Raw genomic sequence first — 14,915 nt, forward strand, 5'->3', positions numbered from 1 at the left:
GTGCCCCACGCACCCGGTCGACCGGGCGCCGGGGGGCCGTACCCTGGGGGCGTGTTCCGAAGTCGTGCCAAAGAAGACGCCAAGACCGACGCGGTGAGCGAGCAGGCGGAGTCCCGCCCCCTCCGCGACCCCCAGGCACCCAAGGGTCGCCCCACGCCCAAGCGCAGCGAGGCCGAGGCCCTGCGCAAGGCGGTGGCGAAGCCTGCCACCAGCCGCAAGGAGGCGGCGCAGCGGGCCAAGAAGGCCCGCCGCGAGGCGCTGGACAAGCAGCGCCAGGCCCTCCTGACCGGGGACGAGAAGCACCTGCCGGCGCGGGACCGCGGCCCCGTGCGGCGCTACGCGCGGGACTTCGTGGACAGCGGCTGGCACGTCGCCGAGTTCTTCCTGCCGATCGCCGTGCTGATCCTGGTGATGAGCATGGTCCCGGCGACCACCAGCATCGCGCTGCTGCTGTGGATGTTCGTGATCCTCGGCATCGTCTTCGACTCGATCCTGATGACCAGGCGGCTGAAGAAGCGGCTCAAGGAGCGCTTCCCGGACGAGAGCCTGCGCGGTTCGAGCGCCTACGCGCTGATGCGCACGCTCCAGATGCGCCGGATGCGGCTGCCCAAGCCGCAGATCAAGCGCGGCGAGCAGCCCCGCTGACGCTCCACGCGCCGCTGTCCACCACCCCGTCGCCGCCGCCCGGCGGCGGGGGACAGTGGCCCGCAACGGCGTAGCGCCCCTCCCCCGCCCGGACGGGAACAGCGGCCACAATGCCCGTTATGCCCACCTCGTCCCCGCTCCGGGCCGCCACCCTCGCGCTCTGCGCGACGGTGCTGCTGGCCGGCACCGCCGGCTGCACGGCCGAGTCCGACGCCTCGGGCCCGAACCACCCGCAGCACGGGGCACCCGAGCCGACCGTCGTCGGCGACCTCGAACGGGCCTACCAGGACGTCGTCAACGACGTCCTGCCGTCGGTCGTGCAGATCACCACCGACGACCAGCAGGGCTCGGGGATCGTGTACGACGACGACGGCCACATCGTCACCAACGCGCACGTGGTGACCGAGGAGGACACCTTCGAGGTCACGCTGGCCACCGACCAGGGGCCGTTGGAGGCCACCCTGGTCAGCGCCTACCCGGAGCAGGACCTGGCCGTCCTCGCGCTCGCCGACCCGCCCGAACGGCTGCGGCCCGCGTCCTTCGGCGACTCCTCCAAGGTGCGGGTCGGCCAGATCGTCCTCGCCATGGGCAACCCGCTGGGGCTCTCCTCCAGCGTCACCCAGGGCATCGTCTCGGCCGTCGGCCGCGCCGTCAGCGAGGGCGAGGGCGAGGCGACGCTCGGCAACATGGTGCAGACCTCGGCCGCCATCAACCCGGGCAACAGCGGCGGCGCGCTCGTCAACCTCTCCGGCCAGGTCATCGGCATCCCCACGCTCGCCGCCAGGGACCCGGGCATGGGCGGAGCCGCGCCCGGCATCGGCTTCGCCATCCCGGCCTCCACCGTGACCTTCCTCGCCGACCAACTCATCGAGCACGGCCGCGTCGTGGACTCCGGGCGGGCCGCCCTCGGCGTCTCCGTGCGCACGGTGCTCGGCGACGGCTTCGAACCGGCGGGCGCCGCCATCGTCGAGGCCACCGACGGCGGACCGGCCGACCGGGCCGGACTGCGCGCCGGGGACGTACTGGTGGAGCTGGGCGACGAGGAGGTCACCGACGTCGTCTCCCTCTCCGAGGCCCTGGCCACCCACCGGCCCGACCGGAAGGTGGCCGTCACCTACCTGCGCAACGACGAACGCCGCACCGCCGACGTCGAACTGGGCGAGGCCTGACCCTCCGCGTACTCAGTCCTCGACGGCACTGTGCAGGCTCATCGGCCCGTAGACCTTGGAGCCGTCCTCCATCAGGGTCACCTGGTCGATGCCGCCGTCCAGCAACTCCGGCCAGATCTCACCGATCCAGGACTCCGCGTCGCCCTGGGTACCGAAGTCCCCCGGGTCCCGCGGTGGTTCGGTCGCCGAGCCGTCCGCCTTCTCGAAGCGCCACTCCCACGCCATGCCAAGCCTCCGCTCACCGCCGTGACTGACTGCTCGCAGACTAGATCACACCCCACGCCGGGATACACCACCGCGCACGCCGGCGTCAGCCGGACGCACCCGACCCCACCGGCACATGGCTCTCGTCCACCACACAGAACCTGACCCCCTCCGGGTCGGCCGACACCACGAAGTCGGGTTCGGGCGGAAGTGCTGCCGGTCGACCCGGGTGGCGCCGAGCGCGACCAACCGCGCCACCCCGGCCTCCTGTTCCTCCGCGCTCCTGTTCCTCCGCGCCGGCCGCGAGGCGCCACCGGGACGGCGGTACCCTCGTCCGCATGAGTGAGGGCGGTCTGCGACTCGACGACTTCGGCGACCTGATCGAACGGCCCAGCGCCCGCCTGCGGCGACAGGCGGAGACACGACGGGCGACGCTGACGGTGCCGCCCAAGGCGTTCGGCCGGCTCGACGAGATCGCGGCCTGGCTGGCCGCCGCCCAGGGCCGCGTCCCGGTGCGCCCGATCGAACGCCCGAAGGCGCTGCTCTTCGCCGGCGACCACGGCGTCGCCGAGTTGGGCGTCTCGGGCCGCCCCGCCGGTTCCACCGTGGGGTTGGTCCGCGCGACGCTCGACGGCGAGGGCCCGGCGGCCGTGCTGGCCCGCCAGTTCGACGTGCCGCTGCGGGTCGTCGACCTGTCCGTCGACTGCCCGGTCGAGGAACTGCCGGCCGAGGTCACCCGGCACCGGGTGCGGCGCGGTTCGGGCCGGCTCGACGTCGAGGACGCCCTCACCGGCGCCGAGACGGAGGCCGCCTTCCGCGCCGGGATGGCGCTCGCCGACGAGGAGGCCGACGCCGGCACCGACCTGATCGTGCTCGGCGACCTGTCGGTGGGCGGCACCACAGCCGCCGGCGCGCTGATCGCGGCGATGTGCGGCACGGACGCCTCGATGGTCACCGGCCGTGGCGCGGTGCGCATCGACGACCTGGCCTGGATGCGCAAGTGCGCGGCGATCAGGGACGGCCTGCGGCGCGCCAGGCCCGTGCTGGGCGACCAACTCCGGCTGCTGGGCACGTTGGGCGGCGCCGACCTGACCGCGATGACCGGCTTCCTGCTCCAGTGCGCGGTGCGGCGCACACCCGTGGTGCTGGACGGCGTGGTCTCCGTGGCGTGCGCGCTGGTCGGCCAGCGGATCGCGTTCCGCGCCCCCGACTGGTGGCTGGCCGGTCAGCGCAGCGGCGAGCCGGCGCAGGCGAAGGCGCTGGAACGGATGACGCTCCAGCCGCTGCTCGACCACGGGGTGACCGTCGGCGAGGGCAGCGGCGCGCTGCTCGCTCTGCCGCTGGTCCGGGCTGCGGCGGCGCTCGCCGCCGAGCTGCCGGAACGGCGCTCCGAGCCGGCCGCCCCGGAACCCTCCGTTTCGCAGCCGGCCGCCCCGGAACCCGCCGCCTCGGAACCCGCCGAGGGCTGAACGGCCCGGCCGCCGGTCGTCAACTCCCCCGCCGCTCACCCGTCGGCGTACCGCCGAGCCAGTCCTGCACCCTGCGGTTGGGCCTCGCCCAGCGGCGGTCATGACGGCGGGCGCGGCGTTCGGCCCTGGCCGCGAGCCGCGGACGGTTCCGGTAGAGCCGGTGCGCCCACGGCGAGTCGGGGCGGGCCAGGCGCAGCGCGCCGAAGATCGCGATCAGCGGGACGAGGACGCCGAAGACCGCCAGCTTCGGCTTGCCCTTGACCAGGCAGACCAGCGCGCACACGAAGTGCAGCAGCAGCGTGGCGACCAGCCCACCCCGGTCACCGCGGTCGTCCGGCGTCAACCCGTCGACGCCCAACGGCAGAAAGCCCACCAGCAGCATCCCGCCCAGCGCGGTCGTGACCATCACGACCTCGACGCTCTGCCGGCCCCGCTCCGACCAGTACACGTCCTGCATGTACAGGATCAGCGCGAACTCGTCCAACACCAGCCCAGCGCCCACCCCGAAGACCACCGCGAGCGTCCCGGCCGCCCAGCCGCGCCCGCCGGTCGCCACCCCGCCGAAGCCCCCGACGAGCATCAACAGCACCCCGGGGACCACGTGGTGCACGTGCTGGCCGCCCGCTGACACGTTGTGGAACGGGCCCCGCCCGGCGCGGATCAGTCGGGTCACGCAACGGGTGACCGCGAACGTCAACACGAACGCGAGCAGCGCGAGGAGCAGCGGCTGCTTGCCCGGTTCGACGATGTCGCGATACCACCATTCGGCCATGTCGGCAGCGTCCTCGGGCCGCCACGCGCCCCCGTGGACGCCACGCCGCCGGCGCCCGCCGTCCGGCCCGCCGGCCCCGTGCCCGTCACCGGGACGGCCCAGCGCCCCCACCCGCCTCCACCCCGCCCGTCCCGGGCCGGCGGACCTGATCCGGTCGCCCGGGACGGGCGCGGCGTAGTCTTCTGTGCCGAACGGCCGGGGGCCCGTTGGTTTCCGGCCAGATGACGCACCAGCACGCGACGCTCACAAGGACGGAATCCCACACCGTGACTGCACTGACCCTCAGCAACCTCTCCGCGGCGACCGTGCCGGCGGACGCCGTCGTGATCGGCGTCGCCCAGAGCGACTCGGGGCCGGTGTTGGCCACCGGCTCGACCCCGGCGGCCGGCGTGGACGACGCGACGGGCGGAACGCTGGCCGCGACCCTGACCACCCTCGGCGCCAAGGGTTCCGAGCTGGAGATCACCAAGGCGCCGACGGCGGAGGGCGTCGCCGCGCCGCTGCTGGTCGCCGTCGGCCTCGGCGCGGTCCCCGACGAGGGCGGCGCGTTCGACCCCGAGCTGCTGCGCCGGGCCGCCGGCACCGCCTCCCGCGCGCTGAGCGGACGTGAGCACGTGGCCTTCGCGCTGCCCGTCGCCGACGAGGACGCGCTGTCCGCCGTCGCGGAGGGCGCGTTGCTGGGCGCCTATCGCTTCACCGCCTTCCGCGGCCGGGACTTCGACGCGTCCGAGGGCGCGCCGCCCAGCCGGTTCACCGTGCTCGACGAGGCCGCGGCCGACGACGCCCACGCCCAGGCGGCGGAGCGCGCGCTGGTGGTGGCCGAGGAGGTGCACCGGGCGCGCGACCTGATCAACACGCCCCCCGCCGGTCTCACCCCCGGTGGCTTCGCCGCGCTCGCCGAGGAGACCGCGGCCGGCTACGGCGTGGACGTCGAGGTCTGGGACGAGGCCGCGCTGGAGGAGGGCGGCTTCGGCGGGCTCATCGGCGTCGGCCGCGGCTCGGCCAACCCGCCCCGGCTGGTGCGCCTGGCCTACCGCAACCCGGCGGCCACCCGCACCCTCGCCCTGGTCGGCAAGGGCATCACCTACGACTCGGGCGGCATCTCGCTCAAGCCCGCCGGCCACAACGAGACGATGAAGTGCGACATGAGCGGCGCCGCCGCCGTCTACACGGCCGTGCTGGCCGCCGCCAGGCTCGGCCTGCCGGTCAACCTCACCGGCTGGCTCGCCCTCGCGGAGAACATGCCGTCCGGCGACGCGACCAAGCCGGGCGACGTTCTCTCCCTGTACGGCGGCAAGACCGTCGAGGTCCTCAACACCGACGCCGAGGGCCGGCTGGTGCTCGGCGACGCGCTGGTGCGGGCCTGCGAGGAGGAGCCGGACGGGGTCGTCGACGTGGCCACGTTGACCGGCGCCATGGTCGTCGCCCTCGGCGAGCGCACCATGGGGATCCTCGGCACCGACGCCTTCCGCGACCTGCTGCACGAGACGGCGACCGAGGTCGGCGAGGGCTCATGGCCGCTGCCGATGCCGGCCGAGCTGTCCGAGGGGCTGAAGTCGCCCGTCGCCGACCTGTCCAACGTGGCGGGCCGGATGGGCGGCGGGCTGTTCGCCGGCGTCTTCCTCCGCGAGTTCGTCCCCGCCGACCTGCGGTGGGCGCACCTGGACATCGCCGGCCCCGCCTACAACGACGGCTCCCCGCACGGCCACACCCCCAAGGGCGGAACGGGCTTCGCCGTGCGCACCCTGGTGCGGCTCGCCGAGCGCGCCGCGGACGGTGACCTGGGCTGACGCCCCTCGCGTCCACCCCGCGTCCACCCCGCCGCCGGCCGCCCACCGGGCAGCCGGCGGCGGCCCGGGGTGTGGCGGTCGTCACCGGCCCGCCGTCCCACCACGGTCCGACAGGTGCGAAGATGGTCTTCCGGCAGGACAGGGCCAGGCTCAACCACCCAGGCGAGCCACAAGAAGCCGCACGACCCGCGGCCGACAGACGACGCCGACCGGTCAGCGCCGACCGGCCCGGTGCATCCATCCATGGAGGAACGTGACGTGGCGAACGACGCCAGCACCGTTTTCGACCTAGTGATCCTCGGAGGCGGCAGCGGTGGCTACGCCGCGGCCCTGCGCGCCTCCCAGCTGGGTCTCGACGTGGCCCTGATCGAGAAGAACAAGCTGGGCGGCACCTGTCTGCACCAGGGCTGCATCCCCACCAAGGCCCTGCTGCACGCCGGAGAGATCGCCGACGCCGCGCGCGAGGGCGCCGAGTTCGGCGTGCGGTCCACCTTCGACGGCATCGACATCGCGGGGGTCCACAAGTACAAGGACGGCGTGGTCTCCGGCCTCTACAAGGGGCTCCAGGGGCTCGTCGCCTCGCGGAAGATCACCTATGTGGAGGGCGAGGGCCGGCTGTCGTCGCCGACCTCCGTCGACGTGAACGGGCAGCGCTACAACGGCCGGCACGTCCTGCTGGCCACCGGCTCCGTGCCCCGTTCCCTGCCGGGCCTGACGATAGACGGCGACCGGATCATCTCCTCCGACCACGCGCTGGTCCTGGACCGGGTGCCGAAGTCCGCCATCGTGCTGGGCGGCGGCGTGATCGGCGTGGAGTTCGCCTCGGTCTGGAAGTCCTTCGGCGCCGACGTCACCATCGTCGAGGGGCTGCCGCACCTGGTGCCCGTCGAGGACGAGAACAGCTCCAAGCTGCTGGAGCGCGCCTTCCGCAAGCGCGGCATCCAGTTCTCCCTCGGTTCCTTCTTCCAGGGCGCCGAGTACACCGACGACGGGGTCCGCGTCACCCTGGACAACGGCAAGACGTTCGAGGCCGAGGTGCTGCTGGTCGCCATCGGCCGCGGCCCGGTCTCGCAGGGGCTGGGCTACGAGGAGGCCGGCGTCGCCACCGAGCGCGGCTTCGTGCTGGTGGACGAGTACTGCCAGACCAACGTGCCGACGATCTCCGCGGTCGGCGACCTGATCCCGACCCTCCAGCTGGCCCACGTCGGCTTCGCCGAGGGCATCCTGGTCGCCGAGCGGCTGGCCGGGCTCTCCCCGGTGCCGATCGACTACGACGGGGTCCCCCGCGTCACGTACTGCCACCCCGAGGTCGCCTCCGTGGGCGTCACCGAGGCGCGCGCCAAGGAGCTGTACGGCGCCGACCAGGTCGTCACCCTCAAGTACAACCTCGGGGGCAACGGCAAGAGCAAGATCCTCAAGACGGCGGGCGAGATCAAGCTCGTGCAGGTGAGGGACGGCGCGGTGGTCGGCGTGCACATGGTGGGCGACCGGCTCGGCGAGCAGGTCGGCGAGGCCCAGTTGATCTACAACTGGGAAGCGCTGCCGGCCGAGGTGGCCCAGCTCATCCACGCTCACCCGACCCAGAACGAGGCGCTCGGCGAGGCCCATCTCGCCCTGGCCGGCAAACCGCTGCATTCCCACGACTGACCTGGCCGCGTTGTCCCAGAGCGCGCGTAACCCACTGCCACATTTCGTAAGGAGCAACAGAAACCATGACGGTTTCCGTAACCCTTCCGGCGCTCGGCGAGAGCGTGACCGAGGGCACCGTCACCCGCTGGCTGAAGTCGGAGGGCGAGCACGTCGAGGCCGACGAGCCGTTGCTTGAGGTCTCGACCGACAAGGTCGACACCGAGATCCCGGCACCGGCCGCCGGTGTGCTCTCGTCCATCAAGGTGGCCGAGGACGAGACGGTCGAGGTCGGCGCCGAGCTGGCCACCATCGACGACGGCTCGGGCGCGCCGGCCGCGGCGCCGGCGCCCGCCGCCGAGTCCGCGCCGGAGCCCGAGCCCGAGCCGGAGCCGGCGCCCGCGCAGTCCTCCGCGCCCGAGCCCGCGCCGGCGCAGGCCGAGGCGCCGTCCGCCGGCGGCGCGGCCGAGGGCACCGACGTGGTCCTCCCGGCGCTCGGCGAGAGCGTCACCGAGGGCACCGTCACCCGCTGGCTCAAGGAGGTCGGCGAGGAGGTCGAGGCCGACGAGCCGCTGCTGGAGGTCTCGACCGACAAGGTCGACACCGAGATCCCCGCCCCGACCGCCGGCACCCTGCTGGAGATCACGGTCGGCGAAGACGAGACGGCCGAGGTCGGCGCCAAGCTGGGCGTGATCGGTGCCGCGGGCGCGGCCCCGGCGCAGCCGAAGGCCGCCGAGCCCGCCCCGCAGGCCGAGGCGCCCGCGCCTGAGCCCACGCCGGCTCCCGCGCCCGCGCAGCCGAAGGCGCCGGAGCCCAAGGCCGCCCCGGCACCGGCGCAGCCCAAGGCCGCGCCCGCCCCCGCCGCGGCGCCCCGCGCCACGGCGGCCCCGGCCACCGACGGTGCCTACGTCACCCCGCTGGTGCGCAAGCTGGCCAGCGAGAACTCCGTGGACCTGAGCCAGGTCAAGGGCTCGGGCGTGGGTGGCCGCATCCGCAAGCAGGACGTGCTGGCCGCCGCCGAGGCCGCGAAGGCCGCGGCGCCGGCGCCCTCCGCGCCGGCCGCCAAGGCCCCGGCGCCGGTCACGCCGTCGCCGCTGCGCGGTCAGACGGTCAAGATGCCGCGCATCCGCAAGGTCATCGGCGAGAACATGATGCGCGCCCTGCAGAACCAGGCGCAGCTCTCCTCGGTGGTCGAGGTCGACGTCACCAAGGTGATGCGGCTGCGGGCGCGCGCCAAGGAGTCCTTCCTGGCCAGGGAGGGCGTGAAGCTCTCCCCGATGCCGTTCTTCGTCAAGGCGGCGGCCGAGGCCCTGAAGGTGCACCCGGTCGTCAACGCCCGGATCAACGACGACGACACCATCACCTACCACGACGTCGAGAACGTGGGCATCGCGGTGGACTCCGAGAAGGGGTTGATGGTCCCGGTCATCAAGAACGCCGGTGACCTGTCGATCGCGGGGATCGCCAAGCGGACGGCCGAGCTGGCGGGGAAGGTCCGCAAGGGCGGGCTGGCCCCCGACGACATGGCGGGCGGCACGTTCACCATCAGCAACACCGGTTCGCGCGGCGCGCTGTTCGACACGATCATCGTGAACTACCCGCAGGTCGCCGAGCTGGGGATCGGCGCCACCGTGCGCCGCCCCGTGGTGATCGACCACCCGGAGCTGGGCGAGACCATCGCGATCCGGGACATGGTCTACCTGACCCTGTCCTACGACCACCAGCTGGTGGACGGCGCGGACGCGGCCCGTTACCTGACGGAGGTCAAGGCCCGGCTGGAAGCCGGTGAGTTCGAGGGCGAACTCGGCCTCTGAGCCGATGTCGGCCGCGCCCCGTCCGGGTCTCCCGGGCGGGGCGCGGCCCGTTCTCTCCGGGGGTCAACAACAGGTCAAGCCACCCGGTCGCCGGCGGTCCGAGAGCCCGCGGCCCGACAGGAGCACGTGATGAGCCCGCCCATCGTCCACTCGCTGCGGCAGCAGATCCGTGAGCACATCGTGGAGGGCATCGTCAGCGGGCGCTGGCAGCCGGGCGAACGGATCGTGGAGCGCAGGATCGCGGCGGAGCTGGAGGTCAGCCAGACGCCGGTGCGGGAGGCGCTGCGGGAGTTGGAGACGCTGCGGCTGATCGAGTCCGCTCCCAACAAGGGCGTTCGTGTACGGAAGTTGACCGCGAGCGACCTGGAGGAGATCTATCCCGTTCGCGCGGGGCTGGAGCAGATCGCCGCCGAACTGGCCGCCGAGCGGCTGGCCCAGGACGCCTCCGCGCTGTTGCCCGAGGTGGCGGCGCTGCGCACCGCGGACCGGGAGAACGACGCGGAGGCCCAGGTGGGGCACACCGTGGCGTTCCACCACAAGCTGGTGGAGGCGGCCGGGAACAGCGTCCTGCTGCACACCTGGGAGTCACTGGGGATCGAGATCTGGACGGCGCTCTCGATCCGCTGGCTCGGCACCCGCCAGCGGTCCTACGCGGAGGAGCACCAGGAGCTGATCGACGCCTTCCTCCGGCGCGACCCCCGGATCGGGGAACTGGTCAAGGATCATGTCCTGAACTGTGCACCCCGTGCCTGATCTTCCCGCATTCGTCCCGGTTCGCACTGGCACAGGGTGCCAATTTCGCCGAATGCTTTGATCGATCATCGATCAGGGCCCTACAGTTCCAGAGAAGACAAGAACCGCGCCACGGCAAGCACCTGTCCTGCCCCGCGGCGCGGTTCTACCCGAGGCCCGGGTCCCCGATGTCGCGCCAACGAACCTTAGGGACCCGGCCCTCACGGTCTACTCATGCTGCCAGAGACGACCCCTCCGGGGCCCGTCGTCTGGCCGAAAAGTATGGGGTCGTCGCCCACGACGGCCGGCCGTCTCCCTCGGCACGCCCGTCACACCGCCGGTGCCGCACTCGCGTTGCCCCGGGCCCTCCCCATCGGGGAGGCTGGGCCGGTGCGCGCGGCTCGGTTGATCAGACTCGTCCTGCTGTTGCAGTCCCGGCGGAGCATGACGGCCGGTGAGCTGGCCGCCGAGCTTGAGGTCTCCGAACGGACCATCGTCCGGGACGTCGCGTCGCTCTCCGAGGCCGGCGTCCCGGTGTACGCGGACCGGGGCCGCGTCGGCGGCTACCGCCTGGTGGGCGGTTACCGCACCCGCCTCACCGGCCTCGGGCGCGACGAGGCCGAGGCACTGTTCCTCTCCGGCGTGCCGTCCGCGCTGCGCGACATGGGCCTGGCCGACACCGCCTCCGCGGCCCGCCTCAAGGTCTCCGCCGCGCTGCTGCCGGAGCTGCGCGACGCGGAGCACAGCGCCGCGCAGCGGTTCCATCTCGACGCGCCGCACTGGTGGCAGGCACCGGAGACCCCCGAGGCGCTGCCCTCGGTCGCGGAGGCGGTCTGGGGCGAGTGGCGCATGAGCGCCAACTACCGTCGCGGCGACGGCTCCACGGCCACCCGCACCTGGGAACCCCACGGGCTGATCCTGAAGGCCGGCGCCTGGTACCTGGCGGCCCGGCCGGTGTGCACGGAGACCCACCGGATCTACCGGGTCGCGCGCTTCTCCGACGTGACCGTCGAAGAGGAACACTTCGCGCGGGACCCGGACTTCGACCTCCCCGCTTTCTGGGCCGGACAGGCGGCGGCCTTCGCCCGGGCGATCCTGCGGGAGACCGTGCGGCTGAGGCTGAGCGAGAACGGCGCGGGCAGGCTGCGCCACCACACCGACAGGGCCGCGGCGCGGGAGGCCCTGGCGGGCGCCGAGGGCCCGGACGAGCGGGGATGGATCACGGTCACGCTGGCCGTGGAGTCGGCCGATGTGGCCTACGAGCAGCTGCTCGCCCTCGGCCCCGAGGCGGAGGTCCTCGAACCGGCCGCGCTGCGCGCCCGCCTCGCCCGCTCGGCCGCCGCCCTGGCCACCCTCTACGCGACCGGCGCCGACGCAGACCGGGCGAACGCGGCGGACGGTGAACGCCCGCCCCGGTGAAAGCGGGCGACCGCCCGGCGCGGACGGCCTTGTGGACCCCCGCGCCGGGCGTACGGGGTCAGCGGTAGTCGGCGGGGTCCGCCTTCTCCCCGGCCAGGACCCGCGACAGATAGCCCCAGCAGTCCGGCCGCGAACCGTCCACGTCGGTCAGGCCGTACTCCCGCGCCAACGTGCCGCTGTCCAACGACCGCCCGTTGAACCGCGCCCGCTCCGGGTCGGCCGCCAGGGCCGCCACGCCGCGCCCCAGGTAGGTCGGCGTCTCGGAGATCGCGAAGTGCGGCTCCTGGGCGATCGCGTCACGCCAGTTCTCCTCGGTGACTCCGAAGGCCGACTCCAGCATCTGCTCCGAGCGCAGGAAGCCCGGCGTCACGCAGACCGCCGCACCACCGAACTCCTTCAGCTCCTGCCCCAACCCCAGCACCATCCGCAGCGGCGCGAACTTGGTGAGGTCGTAGTAGAACGACTCCCGGTAGGCGGCGTTCGACTCGGACGTGCCGTCGGTGACCTCGATCAGCAGACCGCCCTCGTTCCGCACCAGCAGCGGCAGCGCGAAGTGGCTGGTCACGATGTGTGTCTCGACCCCGAGGCGCAACATGCGCAGTCCGGGCTCCAGGCCGAACTCCCACATCCTCTTCTTCACCGAGACGTCGATCAGATGCTCGCCGCCCCAGATGTCGTTGACCAGGATGTCCAGCCGGCCCCGCTCCCGGTCGATCCGTTCCACCAACGCCCGGACCTGCTCCGGCTGGAGGTGGTCGGTCGGGACGGCGATCCCCTCGCCCCCCGCGGCGGTGACCAGTTCCCCGGTCTCCTCGATGGTCTCGGCGGAACGACCGACCTCGCTCACCGCTGACCTGGTGGTGCGGCCGGTGACGTAGACCGTCGCCCCCGCCCGCCCCAACTCCACGGCCATCGCCCGGCCCGCACCCCTGGTCGCCCCCGCGACCAGCGCGATCCGCCCGGCCAGTGGCCCGTACTCTGTTGTCACGCGTGCACCCTCCGCTGTTTTCCGTCACTCGGCTGTCCACACGCCCGCCATATCGGCGTGTGGATGTCTCCTTGTCGACCCGTCGATCCCGAGGGGGCGACGCGTCGATCCGGCGCAGGAAGCGCTTGCGTTCCCGGCCGAACCGACTCTGGCAGTCAATCCCGACATCTTCTGTCGGGCTTTCCGCGTTCTCGACGCTTCCCCGGGGGCCGTTCCAACGCCGCGTCGCGCACCTCGCTCGTCCGGGTGAGCTTCGACGTGCGCGCCGGGCCCAACCCGTCGATCCTGATGCCGTGATGGACGAGACCGGATTCTGGTCATTGGTCGACGAGACACGCCTCGCCGCGGGGCGCGATCCCGACCTGCACGCCGAACTGCTGGTGGAACGGCTGGTCCTCCTGGACCCCGAGGCGGTCCACGACTTCGCGCGGCACTTCGAGGCCCGCTTCAGCCGCGCCCACCGCTGGGACCTGTGGGGTGCGGCCTGGGTGCTGCTGAACGGCGCCGACGAGGAGGCCTTCGAGAACTTCCGCTGCTGGCTGATCAGCCTGGGCAGGACGGTCTTCGAAGGCACGCTCCTGGCACCGGACGCGCTGGCCGAGCTGCTGCCCTCCGACTTCGACGCACGGACCGAGGGCGAGGCGGAGGAGATCGGCTACGCCGCCTTCGACGCCTACGAACAACTCACCGGCGACGAACTGCCCGATGTGGGGCTGAGCGAACCGGGAGCCGAACCGGAGGGCGCCGCTGTCGACCTGGCGGACGAGAGCGCGCTGGCAGCCGCCTATCCGAGACTGTGGGCGCGGTTCGGCGCGCCCGGGTTGCCGAGCGCCCGTCGGGGGGTCGCGGGTGGCCCGGCATCGGTGTGATCCACCAGGATGGCGCCATGGCAGCTGACTCCTCCCCTCCCCCCGGCGACAACGCCGGCTCCGCCCCCGACCCCCCTTCGGCCGCGAGTCCCCGCGCCGACTCCCCCGCCCCCGGTGGCGCGCCCGAGGACGCTCCGGGCGGGCTCCCCCGACGCGTCGCGCTCACCGGCACCTCGGGGCTGATCGGAGGGGCGCTGGTCGACTCCCTCCGCACGGAGGGCTGCGAGGTGGTGCGCCTTGTCCGTCGCGCGCCCGGCGCGGACGACGAAGCGCGTTGGGACCCCACGGGCCAGGACCGGACCACCAACATCGCCGCGCTGGCGGGCTGCGACGCCGTGGTGCACATGGCGGGCGCCGGCGTCGGGGATCATCGCTGGACGTCGCGCTACAAGAAGGTGATCAGGGACAGCCGGGTGCTCGGCACCACGGCCATCTCCGAGGCGATCGCCGCCCAGAACACGCCGCCTCGGGTCTTTCTGTGTGGCAGCGCGATCGGCTACTACGGCGACACCGGCGACCGGCCGGTGGACGAGGACGCCGACGTGGGCGAAGGATTCCTGGCCGATGTCTGCGTCGACTGGGAGGGCGCCGCCGAGGCGGCCCGCCGAGCCGGGGTACGCACGATCCACCTGCGCACCGGACACGTGGTCGCCCGCCAGGGCGGAGCGTGGGGGCGGCTCTTCCCCCTGTTCCGCGCCGGGATCGGCGGCCCGCTGGGCAGCGGACGCCAGTACTGGAGCGTGATCTCCCTCGCCGACTACCTGGCCGCGACGCGTTTTCTCCTGACGGAGAGCAACGCGTTGGAGGGGCCGGTCAACTTCACCGGCCCCCAACCCGTCACCAACCGCGAGATCGCGAAGATCATGGGGCGGGTGCTGCACCGGCCGGCGATCCTACGCGTGCCGAAGTTCGCGCTGCGGGTCGTGGTGGGCGAGTTCGCCGAAGACATCGTGGGCAGCCAGCGCGTTCTGCCGGCCCGACTCCAGACGGCCGGATTCACGTTCCGACACCCCACGGCGGAGGCGGCGATCCGCGCGGCCCTGGAGTGACCTTCCCGGTGCCGCGCGGGCATCTCACCCGCCCGAGGAATTGTCACTGTCAGTAGTGACCTGTACGGTCGCCAACATGACTCTCCGTAGCGAACTGTTGCTCTCGGCGGTGGCCTTCCGCCCCCTCCGCCAGCGTCAGGGCCTTCTGGCGCGCGGCACACTCCGAAGATTGCTCGTCGGACACCGCCCCCAGCCGCCGAAGCCTCCGCGCCGCACCCCGTTCACCCCCGGGCGCCAGCCCTCGCGACACCAGCGATCCGGGCAGGCGCCCGGGGCCGGGGCCGCCGCTCGCGGACCGCGTTCCGTTCCCAGGCGCCCGCTCGGTCACGGGCCCCCTCCCACCGCGCCACCGGGAGCGTCCACCAGCTC

At 73.2% G+C, this 14,915-nt stretch carries 13 protein-coding genes; 10 read left to right on the top strand and 3 right to left on the bottom strand.

Annotated features, from left to right (window positions below; genetic code table 11):
- Window positions 1-51: 51 nt before the first annotated feature.
- The gene (locus FH715_RS10380; RefSeq protein WP_139643445.1) at window positions 52-645 is read left to right on the top strand and encodes a DUF3043 domain-containing protein; all 594 of its coding nucleotides are present in this window, start codon (window positions 52-54) and stop codon (window positions 643-645) included.
- Between the two features lie 119 nt (window positions 646-764).
- Window positions 765-1,814, top strand: coding sequence for a S1C family serine protease (locus tag FH715_RS10385; RefSeq protein ID WP_211367534.1), 1,050 nt, complete (start codon window positions 765-767; stop codon window positions 1,812-1,814).
- 12 nt (window positions 1,815-1,826) lie between these two features.
- On the opposite strand, the gene FH715_RS10390 is transcribed toward FH715_RS10385, so the two are convergent.
- Window positions 1,827-2,039: a hypothetical protein gene (locus tag FH715_RS10390; RefSeq protein ID WP_139643451.1), complete on the bottom strand. Its 213-nt coding sequence runs from the start codon at window positions 2,037-2,039 to the stop codon at window positions 1,827-1,829.
- Window positions 2,040-2,356: 317 nt separating this feature from the next.
- On the opposite strand from FH715_RS10390, the gene cobT reads away from it, so the two are divergent.
- On the top strand, window positions 2,357-3,487 hold the full coding sequence (gene cobT, locus FH715_RS10395; RefSeq protein WP_139643452.1) for a nicotinate-nucleotide--dimethylbenzimidazole phosphoribosyltransferase: 1,131 nt from the start codon (window positions 2,357-2,359) through the stop codon (window positions 3,485-3,487).
- A 19-nt stretch (window positions 3,488-3,506) separates the two neighbouring features.
- Here cobT and FH715_RS10400 read toward each other — a convergent pair whose 3' ends face one another.
- Window positions 3,507-4,259 carry a hypothetical protein gene (locus FH715_RS10400; RefSeq protein WP_139643456.1) on the bottom strand — a complete coding sequence of 251 codons (753 nt, stop codon included), beginning with the start codon at window positions 4,257-4,259 and terminating at the stop codon, window positions 3,507-3,509.
- Window positions 4,260-4,525: 266 nt separating this feature from the next.
- Here FH715_RS10400 and FH715_RS10405 point away from each other — a divergent pair, with 266 nt between their 5' ends.
- The 5 genes from FH715_RS10405 to FH715_RS10425 all read left to right on the top strand — a co-directional run bounded on the left by FH715_RS10405 (window position 4,526) and on the right by FH715_RS10425 (window position 11,640).
- Window positions 4,526-6,049: a leucyl aminopeptidase gene (locus FH715_RS10405; RefSeq protein ID WP_139643459.1), complete on the top strand. Its 1,524-nt coding sequence runs from the start codon at window positions 4,526-4,528 to the stop codon at window positions 6,047-6,049.
- A 258-nt stretch (window positions 6,050-6,307) separates the two neighbouring features.
- Window positions 6,308-7,696, top strand: a complete 1,389-nt coding sequence (gene lpdA, locus FH715_RS10410; protein WP_139643873.1) for a dihydrolipoyl dehydrogenase — start codon at window positions 6,308-6,310, stop codon at window positions 7,694-7,696.
- Between the two features lie 65 nt (window positions 7,697-7,761).
- Window positions 7,762-9,489, top strand: coding sequence for a 2-oxoglutarate dehydrogenase, E2 component, dihydrolipoamide succinyltransferase (gene sucB, locus FH715_RS10415; RefSeq protein ID WP_139643461.1), 1,728 nt, complete (start codon window positions 7,762-7,764; stop codon window positions 9,487-9,489).
- 129 nt (window positions 9,490-9,618) lie between these two features.
- A complete protein-coding gene (locus FH715_RS10420; RefSeq protein WP_139643465.1) occupies window positions 9,619-10,242 on the top strand; it encodes a GntR family transcriptional regulator in 624 nt (207 codons plus the stop codon).
- 369 nt (window positions 10,243-10,611) lie between these two features.
- A complete protein-coding gene (locus FH715_RS10425; protein WP_139643468.1) occupies window positions 10,612-11,640 on the top strand; it encodes a helix-turn-helix transcriptional regulator in 1,029 nt (342 codons plus the stop codon).
- A gap of 58 nt (window positions 11,641-11,698) precedes the next feature.
- Here FH715_RS10425 and FH715_RS10430 read toward each other — a convergent pair whose 3' ends face one another.
- Window positions 11,699-12,628 (bottom strand): SDR family oxidoreductase, encoded by a 930-nt coding sequence (locus FH715_RS10430; RefSeq protein ID WP_139643471.1) that lies wholly within the window; start codon window positions 12,626-12,628, stop codon window positions 11,699-11,701.
- A 296-nt stretch (window positions 12,629-12,924) separates the two neighbouring features.
- On the opposite strand from FH715_RS10430, the gene FH715_RS10435 reads away from it, so the two are divergent.
- Both FH715_RS10435 and FH715_RS10440 read left to right on the top strand, forming a co-directional pair.
- Complete coding sequence (locus FH715_RS10435) at window positions 12,925-13,497, top strand: DUF4240 domain-containing protein (protein ID WP_139643474.1); 573 nt, start codon at window positions 12,925-12,927, stop codon at window positions 13,495-13,497.
- 17 nt (window positions 13,498-13,514) lie between these two features.
- A complete protein-coding gene (locus FH715_RS10440) occupies window positions 13,515-14,546 on the top strand; it encodes a TIGR01777 family oxidoreductase (RefSeq protein ID WP_139643477.1) in 1,032 nt (343 codons plus the stop codon).
- The last annotated feature ends 369 nt before the right edge of the window (window positions 14,547-14,915 follow it).

The organism is Streptomyces sedi (assembly GCF_006335015.1).
Classification (GTDB): Bacteria; Actinomycetota; Actinomycetes; order Streptomycetales; family Streptomycetaceae; genus Streptomyces; species Streptomyces sedi.